At 52.0% G+C, this 22,667-nt stretch carries 20 protein-coding genes and 1 pseudogene; 9 read left to right on the forward strand and 12 right to left on the reverse strand.

The features are described 5' to 3' along the window. Positions 1–21: 21 nt before the first annotated feature. The 3 genes from AAIR21_RS14135 to AAIR21_RS14145 all read right to left on the reverse strand — a co-directional run bounded on the left by AAIR21_RS14135 (position 22) and on the right by AAIR21_RS14145 (position 5,046). On the reverse strand, positions 22–2,217 hold the full coding sequence (locus AAIR21_RS14135) for a CBM35 domain-containing protein (protein ID WP_410397710.1): 2,196 nt from the start codon (positions 2,215–2,217) through the stop codon (positions 22–24). An 11-nt stretch (positions 2,218–2,228) separates the two neighbouring features. Further along, on the reverse strand, positions 2,229–3,566 hold the full coding sequence (locus AAIR21_RS14140; RefSeq protein ID WP_078774202.1) for a maltoporin: 1,338 nt from the start codon (positions 3,564–3,566) through the stop codon (positions 2,229–2,231). Between the two features lie 208 nt (positions 3,567–3,774). Beyond that, a complete protein-coding gene (locus AAIR21_RS14145; protein ID WP_020883745.1) occupies positions 3,775–5,046 on the reverse strand; it encodes a PTS sugar transporter subunit IIC in 1,272 nt (423 codons plus the stop codon). Between the two features lie 169 nt (positions 5,047–5,215). On the opposite strand from AAIR21_RS14145, the gene AAIR21_RS14150 reads away from it, so the two are divergent. The 6 genes from AAIR21_RS14150 to AAIR21_RS14175 all read left to right on the forward strand — a co-directional run bounded on the left by AAIR21_RS14150 (position 5,216) and on the right by AAIR21_RS14175 (position 9,462). Further along, a complete protein-coding gene (locus AAIR21_RS14150; RefSeq protein ID WP_014171497.1) occupies positions 5,216–5,527 on the forward strand; it encodes a PTS sugar transporter subunit IIB in 312 nt (103 codons plus the stop codon). Between the two features lie 14 nt (positions 5,528–5,541). Further along, positions 5,542–6,864 carry a PTS sugar transporter subunit IIC gene (locus tag AAIR21_RS14155; RefSeq protein WP_434681306.1) on the forward strand — a complete coding sequence of 441 codons (1,323 nt, stop codon included), beginning with the start codon at positions 5,542–5,544 and terminating at the stop codon, positions 6,862–6,864. A 2-nt stretch (positions 6,865–6,866) separates the two neighbouring features. Beyond that, positions 6,867–7,196 (forward strand): PTS lactose/cellobiose transporter subunit IIA, encoded by a 330-nt coding sequence (locus AAIR21_RS14160; RefSeq protein WP_074148033.1) that lies wholly within the window; start codon positions 6,867–6,869, stop codon positions 7,194–7,196. Positions 7,197–7,237: 41 nt separating this feature from the next. Beyond that, the gene (locus AAIR21_RS14165) at positions 7,238–8,143 is read left to right on the forward strand and encodes an ROK family protein (protein ID WP_106503468.1); all 906 of its coding nucleotides are present in this window, start codon (positions 7,238–7,240) and stop codon (positions 8,141–8,143) included. Positions 8,144–8,220: 77 nt separating this feature from the next. Then, positions 8,221–9,180, forward strand: coding sequence for a LacI family DNA-binding transcriptional regulator (locus AAIR21_RS14170; protein WP_025203317.1), 960 nt, complete (start codon positions 8,221–8,223; stop codon positions 9,178–9,180). Positions 9,181–9,249: 69 nt separating this feature from the next. Further along, the gene (locus AAIR21_RS14175) at positions 9,250–9,462 is read left to right on the forward strand and encodes a hypothetical protein (RefSeq protein WP_014171502.1); all 213 of its coding nucleotides are present in this window, start codon (positions 9,250–9,252) and stop codon (positions 9,460–9,462) included. 536 nt (positions 9,463–9,998) lie between these two features. On the opposite strand, the gene AAIR21_RS14180 is transcribed toward AAIR21_RS14175, so the two are convergent. From AAIR21_RS14180 to AAIR21_RS14195, 4 genes and pseudogenes are all read right to left on the reverse strand, one after another. Beyond that, on the reverse strand, positions 9,999–10,562 hold the full coding sequence (locus AAIR21_RS14180; RefSeq protein ID WP_020883739.1) for a hypothetical protein: 564 nt from the start codon (positions 10,560–10,562) through the stop codon (positions 9,999–10,001). A 33-nt stretch (positions 10,563–10,595) separates the two neighbouring features. Next, positions 10,596–14,858 carry an RHS repeat-associated core domain-containing protein gene (locus AAIR21_RS14185; protein WP_183516695.1) on the reverse strand — a complete coding sequence of 1,421 codons (4,263 nt, stop codon included), beginning with the start codon at positions 14,856–14,858 and terminating at the stop codon, positions 10,596–10,598. Positions 14,859–14,875: 17 nt separating this feature from the next. Continuing rightward, positions 14,876–15,313 carry a DcrB-related protein gene (locus AAIR21_RS14190; protein ID WP_020883737.1) on the reverse strand — a complete coding sequence of 146 codons (438 nt, stop codon included), beginning with the start codon at positions 15,311–15,313 and terminating at the stop codon, positions 14,876–14,878. A 566-nt stretch (positions 15,314–15,879) separates the two neighbouring features. Then, a pseudogene (locus AAIR21_RS14195) lies at positions 15,880–16,262 on the reverse strand (hypothetical protein); the annotation flags it as partial. Between the two features lie 500 nt (positions 16,263–16,762). On the opposite strand from AAIR21_RS14195, the gene AAIR21_RS14200 reads away from it, so the two are divergent. The 3 genes from AAIR21_RS14200 to AAIR21_RS14210 all read left to right on the forward strand — a co-directional run bounded on the left by AAIR21_RS14200 (position 16,763) and on the right by AAIR21_RS14210 (position 18,886). Then, on the forward strand, positions 16,763–17,977 hold the full coding sequence (locus AAIR21_RS14200) for a site-specific integrase (RefSeq protein WP_137362215.1): 1,215 nt from the start codon (positions 16,763–16,765) through the stop codon (positions 17,975–17,977). A gap of 27 nt (positions 17,978–18,004) precedes the next feature. After that, positions 18,005–18,391: a hypothetical protein gene (locus AAIR21_RS14205; protein ID WP_161623269.1), complete on the forward strand. Its 387-nt coding sequence runs from the start codon at positions 18,005–18,007 to the stop codon at positions 18,389–18,391. A 93-nt stretch (positions 18,392–18,484) separates the two neighbouring features. Then, positions 18,485–18,886 carry a hypothetical protein gene (locus tag AAIR21_RS14210; protein ID WP_325941284.1) on the forward strand — a complete coding sequence of 134 codons (402 nt, stop codon included), beginning with the start codon at positions 18,485–18,487 and terminating at the stop codon, positions 18,884–18,886. A 6-nt stretch (positions 18,887–18,892) separates the two neighbouring features. Here AAIR21_RS14210 and AAIR21_RS14215 read toward each other — a convergent pair whose 3' ends face one another. The 5 genes from AAIR21_RS14215 to AAIR21_RS14235 all read right to left on the reverse strand — a co-directional run bounded on the left by AAIR21_RS14215 (position 18,893) and on the right by AAIR21_RS14235 (position 22,412). Then, the gene (locus AAIR21_RS14215) at positions 18,893–19,420 is read right to left on the reverse strand and encodes an HNH endonuclease (RefSeq protein WP_182382653.1); all 528 of its coding nucleotides are present in this window, start codon (positions 19,418–19,420) and stop codon (positions 18,893–18,895) included. Positions 19,421–19,835: 415 nt separating this feature from the next. Continuing rightward, positions 19,836–20,111, reverse strand: a complete 276-nt coding sequence (locus AAIR21_RS14220) for a hypothetical protein (protein ID WP_249421921.1) — start codon at positions 20,109–20,111, stop codon at positions 19,836–19,838. A gap of 445 nt (positions 20,112–20,556) precedes the next feature. Next, a complete protein-coding gene (locus AAIR21_RS14225; protein WP_182382655.1) occupies positions 20,557–21,147 on the reverse strand; it encodes a hypothetical protein in 591 nt (196 codons plus the stop codon). Then, on the reverse strand, positions 21,134–22,024 hold the full coding sequence (locus AAIR21_RS14230; RefSeq protein WP_182382656.1) for a hypothetical protein: 891 nt from the start codon (positions 22,022–22,024) through the stop codon (positions 21,134–21,136). The genes AAIR21_RS14225 and AAIR21_RS14230 overlap by 14 nt, the downstream gene beginning before the upstream one ends. Before the next feature lie 55 nt (positions 22,025–22,079). Further along, entirely contained in the window at positions 22,080–22,412 is a 333-nt protein-coding gene (locus tag AAIR21_RS14235) for a hypothetical protein (protein WP_182382657.1), read from the reverse strand. Between the last annotated feature and the right edge of the window lie 255 nt (positions 22,413–22,667).

A 22,667-nucleotide genomic window follows, 5' to 3' on the forward strand; every position in this document is an offset into this window, starting at 1 on the left:
CCGAACAGGGCAGCCAAATAACTACTCTGCAGTGACTTCAATTGATTTGATGAACATATATCCCCAGTCGCCAGAGAACTTGCCAAAGCTAATGGTGTTGTCCCCTGCCCTGAGCGTGACCGGTACGATCATCGTCTGGCCTTTCTCATCCGTTTGCGGGAATTCAATGCTCACCGGCGTTCCGCCGTTCACAATGAACGAGTTTTTCTTACTCCCCCATTTGCCGTTAAATTTCACGTGCAGGGCAAACTTACCGTCCCAGGGAGCGTTAACCTGCCAGGTCACGCTGTCTCCGTCATTGGCAAAAGGACCAAGGAAACCGTCTTCACCAATCGCTAACGTATCTTTATCGCTCTTGGTGATGTTCAGTTTCCCCTTGCTGACGTCCAGCGTTCCGCCGCCAAAATGACAGTAGTCCGCCGGCGCGGGCCCCGCCGCGGCCTTCACGCTAACGTTTACCGTCTTGCTGCTTTTCAGCAGTCCATCGTCAGCGGTAAAGGTCAACGCATAGTCACCGGGAGCCGAGAACCAGGCACGGGTTTCCGCTTTGGTGCTGTCACAAAAGTGGACGTTATCCTTGCCTTCGTGATGCCATGCCACGCTGACCTTCGGCTCCGGCAGATTGTCATCCTGCCAGGCCGCGGTGAGCTGAACGCCTTTATCCACGGTGGTAGAGAGCGCATCCTGCAGAGTGATGACCGGCGGCAGGTTTTTCTGCGTATGCTCAAGGCGAATCACGTTTGAAGGCGCAGACTGACCGCTTTCGTTCTTTGCGATCACCCGGTAGTAGTAAGTCTGGCCCAGCGTCAGGCTGCGATAGTCATCACGGAAGAGATCCATTTTTGCCGGATCCCACTCATTTTTGCCGTCAGAGATATCCTGACCAACGCGGGTCCACGGGCCGTGTGGCTGAGTCGCTCTCTCCACATCGTAATAACGCCCGACGGGGGATCCCATCCAGTTAATGGCAAACGGTGAGTTGCTCTCGCGCAGCTTAGGTGCTTCCGGGACCGGCAGGGCCGGCGCCTGGCTCAGCCCCGCCATTTGCGCCGAGGCGGTTCGCACCAGATTGACGACCTCCATCTCCTGGTTTGCTTTGCCCTCGACCGGGAAACCAGGCAGATGGTAGCTGTAGTGCCCGGTAAACTCTTTGTGCCAGTAAAAACCACCATCATGGCGATGACCACGGAAGCCCCAGATAAAGCCCCCCGCCGCCTGCGCGCCATTGACCTCGGTATGCACAATGGCCTGCATGATTGTGTTAAGGTCTTTTTGATCGAGCAGACCAAATTCGCCCACCAGATAGACCTTTTTGCCGCCAATCGCCTCCAGATCTTTACGAACCTGCTCGGGGTGGTTGTTCTCGGCGTTGGTGTAATAGTGGTTACTGATGATGTCGACGTTCGGATCGTTGAGCGCGAAAACATTCACCTTTTTATAGGTACCATCGACGATCAACTGATGGGGCGCCCACTTGCGGATCCAGGCCGACGTTTTCTGCAGGAAATCAACGTTGGTGTTTTCCAGCTCATTACCCGTTTCCCAGGCCATGATCGCCTTTTCATCGTAGTAATGGCGTCCCGTAATGGTGTTGGTACGGGTAATCACCTGACGGATCACATCCTGATAAGCACGGTAGGTTTTACTGTCAGTTCGATAAAAATCTTCCGGCTTTTCATGATAAAACGCGGCCAGCTGTTCGCGTCCCCCCCACCACCACCAGTGGTCAATAAACGGCAGAATCAGGCGCAGCCCCTGCTTATCCGCCTCGGCAATCATGTTGTCATACACTTTCATGGCCGTTTCATTCAGCCGCGGCATGCCGTCCGGCGTTGCCGGTGCCAGAATATGTGTCTCACGTCCGCAGGCGGCATCATTTTCCTGCTGCACGGAAAGCACATATACGCGCTGTGCTTTAGCACCGGTTTGCACCAGCGCTTTGATCCAGTTCTCCTGCTCTTCAGCAGTCGGCCATCTAAAGTATTGCCCCCAGCCGCGCGGATCCGCCTTACAGGTTCCGCGCGCGTCATCTTCTATACGATGCAGCTCCGGGGCGTGGATCCCGGCGAAGCGAAAGACGCGATTGCCATCTTTTAACGCTGCGCCATCGCGAGTAATAAAGTGTTCAAAATGGGATTGCTCGGCCGCCAGAGCCCCCGCGCTTCCCAGCGCGGAGAGTAAGGAGACGAGAAGCAGTTTTCGAATCGGGAAAGCCATCTCTTTTCTCCTCAGAACCAGACTTCAGCCTGCACACCAAAATTCAGCGTATCGGTATCGCCGCTACGTGAATATCCCCCCGGACTCAGGGTGCCAGTGCTCCAGTCGTAATTTCTGTCCATCGCATCCGAGACGCCTTTATCCCATTTTGCGTAGGTGGCAAAGAAGCGCAGTTGCGGACGGCTCCAGAAACCTGAATCAAAGGTCAGGGTCGGCGCAATGGTCACCTTGGTCAGGCCACCTTTCCCTTTACCGTTTACGCCCATGTAGTTTTTATCATCCAGATATTCGTAGCCCACCTCATATTGCATGGCGAAGTTTTTGGTTATCTGATGATACGGACGGATACCCGCTACCCACATGGACCGTCCCCAGCCGTCATCGTCGTTGGTCCACCAGCGGTAGTTTTTGTCTTTCTGATAAAACGCAAAGGTCGATACTTCCACATCACCCAGGTTGGCCATGCTGTCCAGCACGACGCGCCAGGATTGCGTATCGTCAAGGTTTGCCCAGCCCCAGCCGTTTTTACCCAGCGAATCCGCGGCGGCCAGGCCTTTGCCATACTGGAAAGCGATGCGGGAGTATCCGTTGGTCAGGCCGTAGAAGCTGTCAAAGTTGTACAGCGCCGTCACGCCGTACCCCTTCTCAGCCGAGGTAGGATGGTTTTCATTGCGGTTCATGTGGTGGCCGATAAGTTCGACGTCGAGCCCGGTGCCGCCGATCTTTTTAAACCACAGGTTAAGCGAATAGTCATCCGGATAGCCCTGATCCCCCAGATCTACCGGATAAGCTTTGGCTTCGTCGGTGGTCGAGAAGGCATACACACCCGCGTCAAAGCGCGCAAAGCCTAAGTCCAGGTTATCGAACCCGCCCCCGGTTCCGTTGTACTGAATGTACTCCCAGTCGAACTGGTGGCTGGAAAGGTTGGAGCTGCTGTAGCGTTTACCGGCCCAGAAGGTCATGTCCGGGGCAAAATTGAGATTCGTTAATTCAGCAAACCCTTCGCGGAACTGGGTCTCTTTGCCGTCATCGTCAGTACAGTTCCAGTCGGCGGTACATTTGGTCTGGTGCGTCAGGTTGGCCTGAATACGTGCGACTGCGCCTGAATCCGACTTCAGCGTCACCGTCGGGATCAGCTCAATTTTGGTATCTTCTTCGTTACCCAGACGCCATTTCCCGTCAGGCATCAGCCCCACCGAATCGACCCGGTTGCCATCGCTATTGGCAAGAATACCCGAGCGTAAATAGCCGTGGAGAGCGAAATCATATTTCTCATCGGCGCTGGCATAACCGCTGATGACAGTAAGAGCAATCAAGGACAGAGGTATTGATTTCATTAACGTTTGCATAGGTTCCCTTTGAATTTTTATTTTCACGGTTAAACGTGCAGGGGAAATGTAAGGATCAAATCTGGAAATGTACATCCACAAACGGAAAGCGCTTTCCATGTTTGCCGGATTGAATCACAAATTTAAGATCAAAGAGAAAATTTTTGTGAAGAATGTCACGAAATAATCTTCTGCCCATCAGGAACGGGCAGAAGCAGGGAGGCGGGGATTATTTTTCCAGCTGCATCAACTGGCGTTCATGAACCTTGAAGAAGGGGCGATAGAGCATCCATGCATTGAAAAAGGCGAACAGGCACATGCACATATTTTTCCAGCTGCCGTTCGCCGACCAGGCTGCGCCCAGCGGTGAAGGCATAGACCAGGGCAGCATGGCGACGGCTCTGTCGAGCACGCCAAGCTGGGTTAAATACCAGGCTATACAGGCATTTATCAGCGGTACAAACACAAAGGGCAGTAAAAAAACCGGGTTCATGATGACGGGGAAACCAAACAATATCGGCTCGTTAATGTTGAACAGCGACGGCAGAAGGCCAATTTTCCCGACGCTCTTCAACTGCCGGGATCGGCTTCGCATCGCCATAAAGACCAGCGGCAGCGTAGAGCCGATACCGCCAATCAGCAGATAAAAATCCCAGAATCCCTGCAGATAAATATGGGGCAGCACGGCTTCCCCGGCGGCCAGGGCCCGCTGGTTTTCAAACAGATAGGTGAGCCAGAACGGGTTCATGATGCCCGTAATGATCAGGGCACCATGAATACCGACGAACCATAAAAGATTACACAGAAACAAGGAGATAAGCACCGCCGTAAGGGTATCGGATGCCACGATAAGCGGGCGTAACGCCTCGCCAATCAGCTGCGGCAAAATTTGTCCGGTCGTCTGCAGCATCACGGCATTCATTACGCTAATGGAGAGCATGATCACCAGCAGCGGCATCAGCAGCTGGAAACCATTTCGCGTCATCACCGGTACCTCCTCCGGCAGACGAATGCACCACCCTCTTTTGTAGAAAAACCTTATTATTTCAATAGAGTAAGCGCTTGAAATGAGCGCAGTAAAAAGCCCCATCCCACCCAGAAAAATATTCGTTGCACCGTTATCCCGAAAGCCAATGAACAGCAAAAAGGAGAGGCAGCCGGTGAGCCCACACAGCCGTTCCGGCAGTTGATACTGCTTGGCCAGACTGGCGCTGGCACCAAACGCGACAATCAGCGCCACCAGTCCGAGCGTCAGCTCAAAGGTTGGCAACAGCATCGGACGCAGCAGCAGATAGACGTGTCCGAGGCGCGATGCACTTGAAATGGCGAACGGTGGAAACAGCAGCGGCACCATCAGGCTTCCCACAATCACAAAAGGCATGGCGAGGGAAAAGCCGTCCCGCATCGCGGTAATATGTTGATTTCTGGTGATTATATTGGCTGCTGGCGTGAGACGTTGCTCAATCAAATCCACAGCAACATTCATCAAATGAATGTTCATAACTCGACCTTAATAGTTCGTGAATAGCCGCGATGATCTCGCACATCCGGACAAAGTGAAAGATTCCCTCAGGTGATCGCGGTCACAATTACCTTATCCACCAATGGAAAGCGCTTTCCGTTTTGTTCCATGATGACTATATTCCAGCCATAAGTTCAAAGGAGACGTTATGAAAAAAATCATGTTGTGTTGTTCTGCCGGGATGTCCACCAGCCTGCTGGTGAAAAAAATGGTCGACGAAGCGCAAAAGCGTGGCCTGGAAGCGGAGATCAAAGCGTTTGGCGTGGCCGAATTCGCCGAGCAGGTCGGTCACTATCAGGTGGTGCTGCTTGGACCGCAGGTGAAGTACATGCAAAGCGATCTTCAGAAACAAGCTGATAAATACGGGATCCGTGTTGAGCCTATCAACATGATGGATTACGGCATGCAAAAAGGGGGCGCAGTTCTCGATTTCGCCCTCTCCCTGATAGATAACAAATAACGAAGGGAAAACCCATGAGCTCTCTGTACGCGAAACTTATCCAGGTCATTGAACAGAAAATTACCCCGATGGCAGGCGCCGTCGGGCAGCAGAAGTATGTGACCTCGATTCGTGACGGCTTTATCACCGCCCTGCCGTTCATGATCGTCGGTTCCTTTATGCTGGTGTTTATTTTCCCGCCCTTCTCACCCGACACGTCCTGGGGTTTCGCCCGGGCATGGCTGCAATTCTCGTTGGATCACCGTGAAGCCCTGATGCTGCCGTTCAACTTCAGCATGGGGATCATGACGATCTTTATTTCAGTCGGGATCGCCGCGAGCCTGGCCAAACATCACGATCTGGATGCCCTTACCGCCGGCATGCTGTCGCTGATGGCATTTCTGCTGGTGGCTGCGCCGTTAAAAGACGGGCAGATTTCTACCGCCTATTTCTCCGGGCAAGGGATCTTCACGACCATTCTGGTGGCTATCTACTCTACCGAGCTGTATGCCTTCCTGAAGCGTCACAATATTACCATCCGCCTGCCGCCAGAAGTGCCTACGGGCGTTGCGCGTTCGTTCGAAATTCTGATCCCGGTGCTGGCAATTGTTGTCACTCTGCACCCGCTCAACCTCTTCATTGAGGCCCAGCTCGGCATGATTATTCCGGAAGCGATTATGTCGCTGGTGAAACCGCTGGTTGCCGCCTCCGATACGCTGCCTGCCATTCTGCTCTCGGTGCTGGTGTGTCAGGTTCTGTGGTTTGCGGGCATCCACGGCGCGCTGATTGTCACCGGAATTATGAACCCGTTCTGGATGGCGAACTTGTCGGTTAACCAGGCAGCAATGGCTGCCGGTCAGGCGATCCCGCACATTTACGTTCAGGGATTCTGGGATCACTACCTGCTGATTGGCGGGGTCGGCTCCACGCTGCCGCTGGCGTTACTGCTGCTGCGCAGCAAAGCGGTGCATCTGCGTACCATTGGGCGTATGGGCGTGGTACCGGGGATGTTTAATATCAACGAACCGATTTTATTCGGTGCCCCTATCATCATGAATCCGCTCTTTTTCCTGCCGTTCGTGTTGGTTCCGATGGTCAATGCCACCCTCGCCTACTTTGCCCTTGATTTCGACCTGGTCAGTCGCGTGGTCTCGATGACACCGTGGACAACGCCTGCCCCTATCGGCGCATCCTGGGCGGCCAACTGGAGCTTTAGCCCGGTGATCCTCTGCCTGCTGTGCATGGTTACCTCAGCGGCCATGTACTTCCCGTTCCTCAAAGCGTACGAGAAGCAGCTGCTGGAACAAGAGCATGAAAATGCGGTTGAACAATCTGAAGAAGCGGCACAGTCCGCCTGATAGTGAAAACACAGAGGTTACGGATGGAATTAGAAGAACAGGTTATGGGCATTATTATCAATGCCGGTCAGTCACGCAGTCTCTGCTACGAAGCGCTTGGCTTCGCAAAAAAAGGTGACTTTGCTTCAGCCGACGCGCGAATGAAAGAGGCGGCGCACTTCGCCCGTGAAGCGCATCTGGTGCAAACCCAACTGATCGAAGCTGACGAAGGGGAAGGCAAAACCAAAATGACGCTGGTGATGGTGCACGCTCAGGATCATTTGATGACCTCAATTCTGGCGAAAGAACTGGTGACGGAGCTGATCGAACTGTACCGCACTCGTCAGGCATAACCATTCAGGAGAGGCGCTGGCCTCTCCTTTTCGAGGAACGTATGCACTATCTTGGACTCGATATTGGCGGCACAAAAATGGAAGCCGTCCTGCTTTCGCCTCAGGGCGAATGCCTTTGGCGTGAGCGTCGTCCGACGCAAAAAGAGAGTTATGACGCCTTTATGCACCATCTGCTGGCGTTTATCGGCGAAGCGCGCGCGGTAAGTGAAGTGCCATTCAGTATCGGTATTGGCCTGCCGGGGGCCATCGACCCACAAAGCGGGCTGATTAAAAACTGCAACTGCCTGGTGCTCAACGGTCACGACCTGAAGCATGATTTAGCAAAGCAGCTCAATCAGCCCGTGTGGATAGCCAATGACGCGGACTGCTTCACGCTGTCTGAAGCGGTTGATGGCGCAGGCGCAGAAGCAGAAACCGTCTTTGGCGTAATTGTCGGTACCGGATGCGGCGGTGGCGTGGCGGTACATAAGCGTCTGCTTCAGGGGCCAAACGCCATCGCTGGCGAATGGGGACATAACCCGTTGCCTGGCTATGCCCCCGAGACGGATGGTCCGGCGCAGTCCTGCTATTGCGGGAAACATAACTGTATCGAAACCTTTATCTCTGGCACCGGCTTTGCCCGCCGTTATCCCAGCGAACTGAGCGCGCAGGCCATCATTGAAGCGGCGGCACAGGGAGACCTGACCGCGCGGGCCCACTGGCGCCACTTTATCGACGCCTTTGCCCGCAGTCTGGCCTCGGTGATCAATATTCTTGATCCGCAGGTTATTGTGTTGGGCGGTGGGTTATCAAATGTCAGCCAGCTGTACGACGAACTTCCGGCCGCCATCAGGCCCTACATCTTCTCGGAAAGCTGCCGTACCCGTATCGTCCCGGCCCGTTACGGCGACGCCAGTGGCGTGCGTGGCGCGGCGTGGCTACCGGGTTTGCACGCCGCGCAGACGTGAAACCGCCTGTGGGGGGCGCTAAGATTCTTAAGGTGGGTTATGTTAAGATAACCAAAACCCACCACGCAGAAAATGCTATGCCAACGATTGACGATGTATCACGATTAGCCAATGTCTCACGAGCAACCGTCTCACGCGTGTTGACGGGGACGCGCGGCGTGCGCGAAGAGAGCCGTGAAGCCGTGCTGCGCGCCGTAGAAGAGCTTAATTATCGCCCAAGCTTTGCCGCGCAAAACCTGGCAAGTCAGTCATCAAGCTACGTTGGTCTGGTTCTCTCTGCGAAGGATGAAAGCAGCGGAGCACGTTTGCTGCCTGCGCTCTCCCGCGCCATGAAAGCGTTGAATAAAACGCTCATCGTAGAGTACGTAAACGATCCTGTTGAGCAGGCTGTCACCGTTGATGATCTTCAGCGCCAGTGCGTTGCTGTCGTAGTCTTTGGGCCGGTTGCGGCCGGTAGCGCAGAGAATGTCATCTCCTTCGATCGTCCCGTGGTGGATGCGAAACCTCAGGGATATGACTTTGCCTTTGCGACGGAAAGCGCCTGTCGTTACATGACGGGCAAGGGTCATCGCAATATCGCACTGGTGATTGACAGCGAACACGATGACAACAGTAAAAAGATGGTGGAAGGCTATCGCAACGTCCTGCAAAACTACTCTTTGCCGTTTAATCGCCAGCTGGTGTTAACGGCGAATGAAGATGTTGAACAGGCGCTGCTGACGCTTATCAACAGCCTGAGCAAGTTTTCCGCCATTGTGGTTAAACGTGATGCCTATGCCGCTGAAGCGATGCGTCTGTTCCGGGAATTTGGCATTTCCGTTCCGCAGGAAGTGTCGCTGCTGAGTCTGGAAGATTCGCCTCTGGCAACCCAGCTCTATCCACAGCTGACCTGTATCTCGTGGCCAATGGATCAGTTGCTCACTCAGTGCGTTGAGCGCATTAAAAGCCTGGTGGATGGCCGACCTGTTCGCACGTCAGAGCTCTCCCCCGTGATTGGTAAACTCACACCTCGCCAGTCGGTGATGGAAAAAAGCTAGCGGGTACGCAGCGATTGCCGGCTTAAGGGTGTGATAACACAATAAACGTTATCCCTGTTCTGGAGCGAGATGATGAAAACCTTTCTGTTCATAAGTGCCCTCACCCTTTTCCCGGCGCTCTCCTGCTATGCCATCGCCCAGGAAACGCCCCTGCCGCTGAAAGAGCAAATTCATACCGATGAAGGTACGTTATGCGTGTATGGCGATGCTTCGCGCAGTGAAAAAGTTGTGATGCAGGGCGGCAACGATTGCCCACAGAGTAAAGCGGCAAAACAGTCCTGATTGCAGATAGGATGCTGTTTTTTTGGGGGGCGGAGCAAAATACCGTTCCTATTTCACTTTCTAAGTCATTTGACCGGCAAACATTTACATCTTCATTAATGAACCGGTCTTTTGCTCTTAACGTGAATATTACCCCCAATATACCGATCGCAGCTATACGGAAAAGGTACCAGTAATAATTAGCACCGGCATGAGGCTTGCATTTACGAAGGGAAATGTCCTTACAGTAGATATCAAGCGAGACTAATCGGATATTGATGTAGTAGAATTGGCTAACTCCCGATTAGCGCTGGAGATGGGGATGAAGGCAAAGTGGGTGCAGTTATTCACACGCAGGCTGGGTCAAACTTTCTTATCAACTCAACTGTAACTTGCTGACTAGCTCATGACCTTTCATCTGACGTGGAATAATATAATTTCTCCAAGAAAATAATATCAAGCATCGTATTATAGATCAAAAATAATCAGGCGGACCACCTACAAGACGGCCCGTATAATTATACCCCCACATCCCCCATCAAAGGAAACACAGAGATTCATCCATAAAAATAATCATAAAATGCATTGAAATTTTCATCTCCGATAAATGGAACAACCCTTACCTTTAACTCATCCATAAAATCTTTTTTTACTTCATCATTATCATCTGCTATATCAAAAATATCGTAATAACCATATACCAAATCAATGAGCTCTGTTAGAGAAAGTAAAAAGCCAGAGAGATTGTCAGCTATTTTAAACGGTTCAACTACGTCATAAGACGCATAAATAGAGGTATTACCTTCATCTACAACAGCAATTATAGGCTTACCTCCACCTAAATCATCGCCAATTACAAGATAATTATCTGGTAAGTATTCATAACCACTTTGAGCTTTTGCAAGTTCACTGACTGAATAAAATTTAATTGGCGTAAAACCTGTTTCTATTTTTAACTTCTCAGGATTATTTTTTCCATATAAATAATCCAACTCTGCCGAGCGAGGTAAGTTGGAGGGGAATACGTTGTCAATGTCATTAACGATATTGAAACTCCCGGACAGTGAAAATTTATTGCAAATAGCAACAAATTTTTTTAATGACTCTTCAATTTCACTCATAATAACACCTCATATTTATCACATTCACTGATATTATTGACAGCTCTTTAAATTCTTACGGGTCAGGTTACGGTCTATCAATCGACCTTTACCTGGAGTGTCATAACTTCCTCGGTGACCTTGCAAACCATGTAAATGTTCATCATAGCCGCTTGGATGATTAGCATTCTGGAGAAATACAATATTCCTTGGATCGCCTTGCCATTTTCCTCCTAAAACACCGTTCCCTTTCACACTATTGATATGATGGCCTGTATAGCCCATTTCGGACATAACCGACGATAATTGGCGATTATTTTTTGTACTTAGTATTACTTCGCGTTCAGCGGCCGTCCAGTCCCGGCTTCCTCCTCCAGCTGCAACCAGTTCTCTTTCTTCTCCCCATGCTCGGCTTATTGCTGTCGCCCTGGCGCCCGGCTGCGCGCTAAGAGTGGGATCTGGTTTGTAACGAACCAAATCTTGCGCAGAAAGTCCCCACGGATCAATCCACCCATACGGATTAGGCGCATACTGATAAAGGTTCCACCCACCATTCAGCCCAATAGGATCCTGGACAATAAACCGCCCAACCTGTGGGTCGTAGTAGCGGAACAGGTTAAAGTGTAGCCCCGTTTCACCGTCAGCATACTGCCCAGCATAACGAAGCGGCTGATGCGGCATCGCCATCGCCGTGCGCTGAACAAACTTTGTAGCCCCTACAGTCTGATAGCGGACTTCTCCAAAACTGCCATACTGGCCGCTCCAGCGCACCGCGCCACGTTCGTCAGTCACCTCCAGCGGCGCGCCGTTCAGGTCAGTACTAAACCAGTAAATCTCACCGCTGCTCTGGCTACGAAGATGGTCCACCCGTGCCAGCGGGCTCCAGGCTTCATTCGGGTCATAAACATAAGTGCTGCACATCCCGGTTTCCTGCTGCTCCTGCAGCAGGCGGTAGCCCTGCCACAGGAAGCGCGTCTCGGTGATGCCATGCGCCGTGGTGACGATTTTGCGCGTACGGCGGCCCAGCGCGTCATAATGATAGCGAGCCTCAAACCGTCCTTCCGGTCCGGTTCCCCGCGCGGACACCAGCCGGTTCTCGGCATCCCAAGCATAATGCTGTTCATACAGCCCATTGCGACGACTCACCAGGTTACCCCAGTGGTCGTATTTCATAAACAGCGCCTGCCAGTGCTGCAAGCGGTTATCGGTTACCGGCGCATCTTCATCGCTAGCTGCGAGGTTATCCGCAGCATCATAGCTGAAATGCGCGCTTTTATGCCCCAGGCGGGCTTCGTAGTGCTTCTGCAGACGCCCTTCTGCGTCGTAACCATAATTTACTTCGCCCCGCAAGGTGTCGCTGACACCCGAAAGCTCACCACGCGCGGTGTAACGATACAGGCGCTCGAGGAGCGACTGCTCCGGCAGGGTGACGTTCGTACTCAATTCGCTGCGCTGCATGGTTCGCCTGCCGAGGCTGTCATACCGGCGGAACTGCTCGCGCGCGCCCTGAGTGCGGCGAACTTCTCGGTGCAGGTGGTCGCGGGTAAACTCGGTCACTAGTTGCTGCCCGAAGCGGATGGCGCTGACGTGGCCGGAGCCGTAGTGCAGCCAGGACATCTTTTGTTCGCCGGACAGCTTCAGGGTGGTCAGATTGCTCAGCGCATCCCATTCGTAGCCCACCTCGCCGTTGATGCCGGATTCGCTCAGCACGCGCCCGCCGGCATCGTGGCGGTAAGCGATCTCATCGCTTTCGATACCCAAAGCAACGCCTTCGGCCGTAGGCGTGCGGCTGATGCGGGTGATTTGGCCACTCAGGTCGCGGAAGAAGCTATACTCCGCGTGGCGGTGAGTGCGCCCAAGCAGCAGCCCACTATCGTCATATCTGAACTGCTGGACGCGACGGGCGATGCCACCATCGGCGGCAGGCTGTCCGTTTTCTTCGAGCGCGCAGAGGAAACCCCGCGCGTCCCATTCCATATGGAGCACGATCTCGTCGGGGCGCCTTTCGCTGAGTGGGCGTCCCACGGCGTCATAAGTGAAGCGGTATTCCGCGCCGTTGCCGTTATCGAGTCGTAGCAGGTTACCGCGCGGGTCGTAGTCCCAGCGGCGCACGCGGCCAATTCGGTCGGTGAGGCTTATGGGGAGGCCGAGCGCGTTATATGCCCAGCTTACCTCGCTTTCCAGTGGGTCACGCCAGCCCGTGAGCTGGCCGCGTTCGTTCCACATCAGCGACTCGCGACTTCCGTCCGGGTGGATCACGGCACTCAGCAGCCCGGCACGGCTCCATTCCCGACGTGTAATATTCCCTTCCGCATCCTCACTGGTTATCAACTGTCCGAAACGGTCATATGTGAAGCTGGTCACGCTGCCGGAACAGTCGGTGCGTTGCATCAGCAGCCCCTGATGGTTCCAGACAAGATGCACCACGCCACCAATGGCATCGATGATGCTCTCCGGCAGCCTTTCTTCATCATCGGGATAGCGATACGCGGTGGCGTTACCGGCCGGATCCGTTTCCGACAGCAGGCGACCTCGGAAGTCATACATGGCCTGCAAGGATGTACCGTCCGGGTACACCGTCCGGGTGATACGGTCACTCAGACGATGCCAGTGATATTCCGTGCGGCGGCCAGCCGGGTCCGTCTCGCTGGTCATGCGTCCGTATTTATCCCACGTGCTGCGGCGCATCGCACCGCCGGGCAGAATGACGTCGCAAAGTTCGCCGTCGCGGTAGACAAACGTCGTCTGGCGGCCGTCGTAATCCGTGAAGCGTGCGACGTTATCATCGTCATCAATGAGCCAGTGCGCCTGCGCGCCGTCATCACGGATGGCCCGACGAATCCCACTCTCAAAATCATATTCGAACGTCAGTTGTTCGCCGCCGCTATGGCGGAAGCCGACCACGCGCGGCAGACCGTCAATCTCCCGCCAGCGGTATTCGCTCAGCAGTCCGTTGGGATCTTCATGGGCGCTCATCAGCCCGTCCTGCCAGCGGAAGCATCGGCGCACGCTGCCGCCCCGGCCGATCACGGAGACCAGTTGGCGCTGTTCATCATAAGCGTAACTGACCAGGCATATCTCGTCATCTAGCCAGGTGCTGGCGAGCCTGTCACCGTCGTAGCGGCAGACCACACGCTGGCCTGCGCTGTCGGTTAGTGCATGTAAGGTACTATCCGCATTCCACTCGAAAAGGATAGCGCTACCGCAGGGTTCGGAGATGCGCTGCAGCAGTGACGGGGCACCATCCTGCAGCGGTGCATAGTGCCAGCGCTCACCGCTGACGCCATACACCGACCAGCTGTCGTCCTGGTGATGTTCAAGCCAGTTTTTTTCACTTTCGCAGTAGGTTCGCAGCCCTTTAGGCACCCTCGGAAAGGTAATGTAATCGCCAGACGGTGCGCGCCATACCAGGCCGTCCTGATAATGCTCCAAACGGCTTTCCCAGAACAGGCTCCAGCCGCGACCAAGAACGCTGTCACTGGGGTTGCCGCTACGCCAGTAGCGCTGCCATCGCACGGGCAGACGCGAAGGCAGGACGAAATCCAGCTCATCATCCCCGCTGAGAAACTTCTGTCCACTGACGATATCCACTGGGCGGGCAATGATCCCCGCCGCGGCAACACCGGTCATAAGCGTGCCGGCACGGCAGGCGATACGGGCCAGTTTATTGATGCCGGGGATTTTACCCAGCAGCTTCGACAGTGCCCCAACTTTACCGGCCGCACCGCCCCAGCCGCCGAGCAGTCCGGCGAACAGCAGGGTAAGATCCGAGACTTTATACAGCCACTCGGGGACCTCAGACTGAATGGGCAGAGTTTGCTGCGGGTCACCTCCGATAATGACATTGTTTGAACCGGTCATCACCTTCGCATCGCAGGTGGTCCGATCTCCGATGCGCGCCGCAGGCATGTTATTGATAGAGACGCGCGAGGATCCTTCAGCCATCTGCTGCGAACCGTCGTCAGAACAATCGACGGTGCTGTCAGTGGCAATGCCGGCGGCTTTACCGTTGATAAAAACATTGTGCGAGCCGGAGGTTATGACGCCTTTTTTCGTCATACTCGATGCACCTGCATCCGCAATACTATCCCTGGCGGCGGTCGCCAACTCCCCGGTGTAATATCCGACAGCAAGGCTGGCACCAACAAGCAGGATGCCCACGCCAAGACAAGACGCACCAAGGCCAGCTATAAACATCGCGCCTGCCAGAATTCCCCCGGCTGCCGCAATCAGGCCGCCGACAATCGTTCCGGCAATCATCCCAGCCAGTGCACCGGAGTGCCCGATATCATCATCAACGCGCGCAGCTTCAAACATAACAACTGTCCCTGATGTTAATTGTGGAAGCGAAAGCTCCTGAGAAGACCACCTAGCAGTGTGCTGTCAGCATCACTCAGTGTGCGAGAACAGGTCATGGTAAAAACCAACACCTTATCAGTGTTGGCATTAAATACGGCCTGCTGCTGCCAGATGCGTTTACCGTCGCGCAGGTAGCTGGCATGGACGATTTCACCCTGTAAAAGGTTATCGCCCAGTGTTACAGCGTTGCGCGCGCTCTGTTTCCAGCCCTTGAGGTGTTTTTCCATCAGGGCTAACTGGCGATCGATATAGGCTGCAAGCGCTTCGCCGGGATTGAGGGTATCGCGGGAGATATTGAATGCCGGAGCTTCAGCAACTGGCGGAACGAAAACATTGACGGTACGATCCTGATAACCATCAGGAAAATTTATGAGTCCTTCATTAAAAAGACATTGCGGAGAATGTTCTGACATTGAGCGGGTCCCACCACATTTTTTCAGAAGCGGTAAGTTTCGCATAACAGCATCGTAAGTGGCTACTCCCTTTTAGTTCAGAGAATCCCCGTCACCAGACCGCTGAAGCCATTGCCCATACCGGAGAAGCCGACGAGGGAGGGTTACTGGTATGCAGCAAAAGTCCAACAAAAATCTGGCACAGTTTAAGAACCACTCCTATAACGCATTCAGTTCAGTAATATCAAACTCAGCCGCCCACTCTTCAACTCAAAAGTCTCTCCACGCCAGCACATTTCAAGCCAGCATCTGCATGTTCGTACAGTTCCTCAAAGTTACACTCCAGCACTTGCATCCTATCTCATACGCATTTGGCGTACATGCAGTAGCTTGAGTGAGTCTTCTTTCGTAGAAGGATTCGGGGCGCTTCAATCACCTCGCTCAGCAAAACAATTCATATACGCAGTGAGCTGTTTTATCCGCGCTATTTGTGCCAACTTTGCTACATAGTTTCTCGTGTACTCAGCTCGCGGCAATACACGTTTTGTTACGGGGTCTGGTTCATTGTAAGTCATCAAATTTTCCACTCACATCCATCTTGTGTTAATGGTAGAGCAGACCAGCTCCCCCCACTTAACCACCGGAACGCTATAATCTGGGCGAATACTCCTGGGGCCCGGTATAGCTCGCACCTCTTGTGGAAAATACCAACTATTAAAATTCTTATTCGGGAACGTATCGTAATGGAAGATATACCAGCCAAACAGAGCAGCCATCCGTGCAAAGGCAAGCTATTTAGCCACTGATAGTTCTAACCTTGTATTCAGATACTGCAAAAACCCGGAGTTCGCAACCCCAGTCAGGATGTCTGCAATCTGCAATCTGCAATCTGCAATCTGCAATCTGCAATCTGCAATCCTAGATAGTACTTTGAGTCGTACATTGTCACCGACTTCATCAACAACTTCAGCAGGGTTATATCAATTAGCGAGACTTATCAGGATCCATAAACCCAATGGGAACGAGGCCGAACCGTTGGCAACGCTTGCATATGGTCTGCAAGTACCGTGTACACCATAAACCTGTTTATTTCCTGCGGCATCTCGCGGCGATCGAGCAAGGGAATCGGGATAAAATGCACTTCACTAAAAGTCTTCAGGATGATGCTGTAGGTGGTTTTTGTTGGTTACCAGAGTGTCGCAGAAAGAATGTTGAAATAACTAGCAGCCCATCGCTATGCTCCCGACTACTCCATACCAACCACACGACAGTCGCGGCGATCGTGCAATGTGTAGTTACGGCGGTATCTGCATTAGCGGAGAAAATTAACTATCTGATAAACAATAATCTTATTTATCAGTAATCTGGAGCGGGCGAAGGGAATCGAACAAAAGTACTTTCTTGTATAGCCGAAAGTGCCGAACCCCATTGCTGGTGCGGTGAATATACATCACCACACGGGGTAGCGCTATGGGTAGCAGCAACAAGAACCAGTACCTGTACAAACATGAAACAGGCCTTTGGATGTTTCAAATATCAGTCCCTAGGCATATGCGCCACTTAACCGATGGACGAAAGCTATTTAAGAAAAGCACAGGGCAACGAGACGTCCTGAAAGCGAGAGTAGTTCGAGACCGCCTAGTTGTTGAGTGGAACCACGTAAAGGAAAAGCACGCAATTGATACCGGAGCGGTATTATTAAATCGCGCTATCCACGCTATACAACAACTAGGAGAATCAGCACAAGCGCTTTCAGACCAAAGGGTCATGCTAAAGGCCGTTACGAATGAGTACCTCACCGAGTACAAACAATCTCGAAGCCCCAGCACAATAAGCAAACATGCCCTAGCCTCTCGTTTATTTCTCAAGTATCTAAACGTTTCTGATACCGAACTGACAGGCATCAGCCGCACCGAGGTAACGGGATTTATTCGAGCGCTCAAGCCTAAGAAATCCAAGCAGACTATCCAGAATTATTTATCAGGATTAAACACGGTGTACGAGTACGCCCGCCGTTGCTACGACGATATACCAGCGGCCTCCCCATTTACCGGGCATAGACTAGAGGCCAAGCAAACAATAAAAAGCTATGAAGCATTCACCCCGGATGAAATAAATACCCTACTTAATAACGCCTCAGACGATCTACAGGACGTTATTTTAATCGGGCTTTACTCAGGTATGCGGTTAGATGAAATCGCCTCTCTACGGATCTCTGACGCCTCAGAAATCGAGGGTGTCATGTGCTTTAGCGTGAGAGCAGCTAAAACAAAAGCAGGCGTACGGGTTGTACCAATGCACCCAGCGTTACAAAGCGTCATCACCAGATGCAAACAATTGAACCAGCAAGGCGAGCTAGGCGAGTACCTGTTACCTCAGTCAAATTTGATAAAGCGACTCGATGGTAAAAGGGGGCCGTGGTACAGCCAGCAATTCACCCGCCTACGGGATAAGGTTTTACCCAATGCCACAGACAGACAATGCTTTCATAGTCTGCGCGGAATGTTCATTACTGCCTTAGACCGCGCTGGCGTACCGGAGGATAGGATTGCACAGATTGTCGGTCATGAAAGGGGCAAGACTGAATCATTCAAAACTTACAGCTCTGGTGCACTTCTATCAGAACTAGCCGATTATGTGTCACTGGTACAAGCGATTTACCATGTGGAAGCTCACCAAAGATGATCGATTAAACCGATCGATTAACGAGTATTGATCTATCAAACCAATTATCAATGCCTTCTCGCTACTGGCAGTATTGAGATCAAAAACCAATCTGCCCATGAAAAGGGAATCTGTATGAGAATATTTAGGCTGAGTATTTTAGTTTTTAGCGTGTTGTATGGCGCACCGCCTGTAAATGCCAACGATCTAGGTGCCGTAACAATCCGCTTTATAGATACTTTCGCTGTTTATCCCGCAGCAAAGAACCTGACCGAGGAGAACTCAAACGCCTGTGTCATAGAAACAACGGACGGGTTATCTGCTTATCCCGGCACTTGCTCAAAACACATAGGCCTATTTCTAAAAGTATGGGAAGCAGCGCATCCAAACATCCCGTACGCTGTCGAAGAAAATGGAATACGCTGGGGAGGATAAATTATTAATGCACAGTGGTTGCCGCCTAGATTACGGAACATAACGGCACAACTGTACCTGTATAATAACAATCCCATTCAGCAAGGGGCTAGTATGTTCAAGGTATCCATAATTAAAGGGCGGGCTATCTCAATAGTAGCCCAACTTATCGCACTGAGCTTTGTAGTAGGCATTCTACTTGTATTCTCTCGCGCTCCAATGAATGATGAAGCATCATATTATATTGGAAGCGGCACTGATACGATTTCTTTACGTGATGTTGATATTAAACGTTTTAATGGCTGGTACTACAGCCCCGGTTGCTTATTAGAAGTTAATGGGCATCTCGTCACCGCCTCCCCTGACTCATGCAATCAGTTACTAAATGAAACGATAACTTTATTCGATAAATACTACCCAACCAAGCCGAGGGAGTTTATTATTTATGGTCGAAATATTGGGCGGTGCAGTGACTTAACAACGCCCCGTTGCCCTGCCTTAGAAGATAATAAATAACCCCATCTACCCGTGACATGTGAATTGCCCGTGTGAGATTGTACGGGCTAATTGAACCTCATGGGTGAGTTGCTCAAGGTTCTTCCCATGCTTACGCCACCGTTTCCCATTACCTTGGACTTGAGCACAATAAACCCCATTTGTTTTATTAACACTGATTCCCTTGGGGAGATTATTACCCGTAATACATTTACGTGCATTCTGGTTGTTCTGCGCTCTGGTAGCTAATCGCAGATTCAGGATATTGTTATTACTTTTATCTCCGTCTATATGGTCGATACAATGCCCAGCAGGAATAGCGCCATTGGTAAGAGACCAGATAATACGATGTACAGCGTACTTCTTTCCTTTTAATTGAACAGACCAATAACCATCTTTACCGAGAGTCCCAGCACAAGCACCGATTTTAACTCTCTGGGATAGGACACGCTTCCAAGTTAAACCGCTCGGAGATTCTGTATCGACTGCAAAGCAATTAAATATAATATCATTCTCCTTATCATTACTTATAATAAGACACTCCTTAAAATACATTGAGTTTATATTGAGCAACAAAAAACAAACCAACAATAGAAACCAATATCAGTCAACCTATGATGAACACCCTGCAATCTAAAACCATGTTAACCGCTCATAAATTTAAAAACACTGAACACCCATATTATGGAGCATTACTTTCATGAACGATTAACATGTACAAGAAGCATAGCAAGGTTAAATTTTTTTGATTGAGACTTAACAGCACGGTAATAGTATAGGGGGGGGGGGGGGGGGGGGTATTGGTGACAGCAGTATCGTACCACATTATACCAACTGATGATTTGAGTTAGAGGCACGATTGCTATTACCAACGTATAAGACGATATACCGGTACAAGTTTGATTGAATTTTAAATCAATGGAGTATATTATTTTTGAAGTTAAAATACGTTGCGGCGATATGTAGCCTCTTAATCGGCGCTCTGACCATTGAACCTAGATACTTTTTTAACGTCTTTTTTCTGCACTTGCTCTTTATCAGCCTCAACAATTCGCGTTAGCAACTGAATCTCACGCTCAAGCTCTAAGTGCTTCAAAGCAGCGCGAACCTCAGCAGCAGGGAATGTTTCTAGCAAAGGATTAACGTCCCACAAGCCTTCGCCTATCTCTTGGATATCCCAACCTGTTTGTACTGACACTTCATAATCTAACGGGTGCAAGTGCTGGCCTCTGAATGCCTCAGCCACATCAGGGGGCCACGACGTTTGGATTGTAGGCAACCCAGCGACACACGTTGGAATACGGGCACCGAGGGAGCCTTGCACGCTGTAACGTACACCGGACGGGGAATCATTGGCTAAGCAAAGCGACTCGTGAAGCGCTGGTACTTGCGTAGGCAGCGCCTTTTGTTTTGTACACAGCATCACACCTCCTTTTTGATTCGCTGGACAGATTCCAGACTCAGCAGAATTCGAACGGCGGCGGGAGCAGTCCACCGCTTCCCGTTCACCATGACTCGATAATCCCGCCCACCCGGGCTATTTAAACCGCCTGCTGGGTCGCCTTCCCGCTTATTCGCCTTACCTTTCCCAGAGCGTGCTCTCCACGCCAGCCCCGAAGGTGCATCGCTACACAGCTTTAAAACTCGGTTAAGGGCAATAGCCTCTTGTAATGAACAACCCAGATCACCGTTCATGGCCTTTCTCCTATAGTATTTTCGATATAATTCAAGATTTCCCGATACTCGGGATCATTCATAAACTCGGCATGTCGTTTCTGGTTGGGTTGCAAGTACCGCACGCCCTGAGTACGTCCCCCGGTACCGGGCTGGAACAGCACACCACGCTCAAGCAGCCACTGACCGCACTGGACACGTACCAGCATTAACTCACTACGGAACCAATCGAGGTACTGCTTCGCCTGCACACGCTCCTGATACCGCTCTGAGGCCGCCTCATCGGGGATATACCGGTACTCGGGATTCAGGATGTACGGCGATTCGAGAAGAACAAACACCGCCTTGCTACGTTTAATACAGCAACCACGGCAAGCCAGATTCCGGGTGTACTGCTCGACACCCCCACATTTCACACATCGGAAGTCACCACTATTGAAGAGTTTCTGCTTATCCATAATGGCGTTGTATCGAGCGGGGTTGTGCTGCTGAATGCTGCTGAGCCGTTGTTGGTACTCGGGGTAACCAAGCCGCATGAGATGGAGTTCTCTATTTGTGGGGTGTTTGCCAGACTGGAGGGGGGGTATGCTGACCTTACGCCAGCTCATCAGTGAATACCTTGCTTTGCATCTGCGGGCGTCGGCGGCCTAACAGAGTATCAATCTCTCGCTGTTGTGCACGCTCACGCTGCAAGGTGTCCAGCAGGTTCTCACTGCACTGGATAACCACCCAGCCGGGATTGTCACCATTACCGGTTTCAGCAGAGTTCCACCACGCCAGCACCCACCCACCATCACGGAACTGTACGGACACAGAATCACCTGTATCCTTTGTCCCGATACTGGCGGTAATGCTACGGCTACCGGGAATCTTAGCCATCGCATCGGCCTTGGCTTTCCAGTTGGTATCTGCAATCAGGAACTGTACATCCTGCCCGGCCATGCTCTTGGCGATGTTCATGCGCCCAGCCTGAGCATGCTCACGGATTAGCTGCACTTCATCCGGGCTGAACTTCTCCCGCATCTTCTGAGTGAGCATACACGCTTGCACAGAGTGAGATAGCTCCTCCCCCAGCGCGTCAGCCTGTGCAGTATCCTTGTTGATCCTGGCTTGATTCAGGGCGCTGTGTTTGCTTCGGATGCTCAGATTCACCAGCTTAATCAGAAATCCACGCACCAGTAACTCGATATCCTCCGGCTTGCTGATGCGCACATCACGCAAAGCCTCGTCCATACCGCGTAGGATACTGCCGTAGTGTGCCTGTAGGTACGCGCCTGCCTGTGTCGCGTCTGGCTTGTACATCTGGATGCTCGGTAGCTCAGACGTATCTGTAGCGGCCTGTACAGCCTCCAGCAGTGTGTTCACTGTGGCCGTCAGTGAAAGATACTCGGTATCCTGTACGGTGTTCTGACTGGCCTCACAGGAAGCCTGTGCGGGGCCGGGTACAGGCAGGGTAATTGTCTCAGTGTTGGTACTTGTGTTCATACATTCTCCATTTGGTAGTTCTTAAGTGTTCAGTACAGGGGCTCAGTACGTGGGGCTACTCGTCGGAGGCATCGCGTACCATATCCAACATGCGCTGTGCATCTCCCGGTGCGTACCCATCCTGCTCTTGCATTGCCCCAGCTTTGGCATACGCCGCAATCATGCGTGAATCCGCTGCTGTAAATTCCTTGTTGTCGGATAAGTCCTCAAGTTCCTGCACCAGCCGGGCACGGTGCTGACCCCGTGCTGTGCGTAGTTCCTTTCCGATTGTCTGTAATCGGGATCGCTCGGCTGGGCTTAGGCTTGTCCCCTTCGGCTTAACGTCAAAAACGTTCTGGTAGCCTGTGCCCGATTTGCTACCGGGCTTGGAGTAATCATTCCATTTCATACTGTGTATCTCCTTGTTGGTGCATTCTGTTGATTAGTTGGTTTCGTACATCCCGGCAGAGATAGCCCTTGCCTTTGATAAAGCAGAGATACCCACGCACGAACAACCTCGCTCAGAAGCTGAACAAGCGTCTGTACGTGAATTCTGATAGACCAGCAAAGTGAATCCCCAGCAGAACACACACAGCACTGTTCTTTCAAACGTTCCACAGCCACCCAGCCCAGAGAGGCACACGGGGGAAAGGCTTCCTTTGAG

The sequence above is a fragment of the Enterobacter sp. PTB genome (assembly GCF_051130085.1).
Classification (GTDB): Bacteria; Pseudomonadota; Gammaproteobacteria; order Enterobacterales; family Enterobacteriaceae; genus Enterobacter; species Enterobacter ludwigii.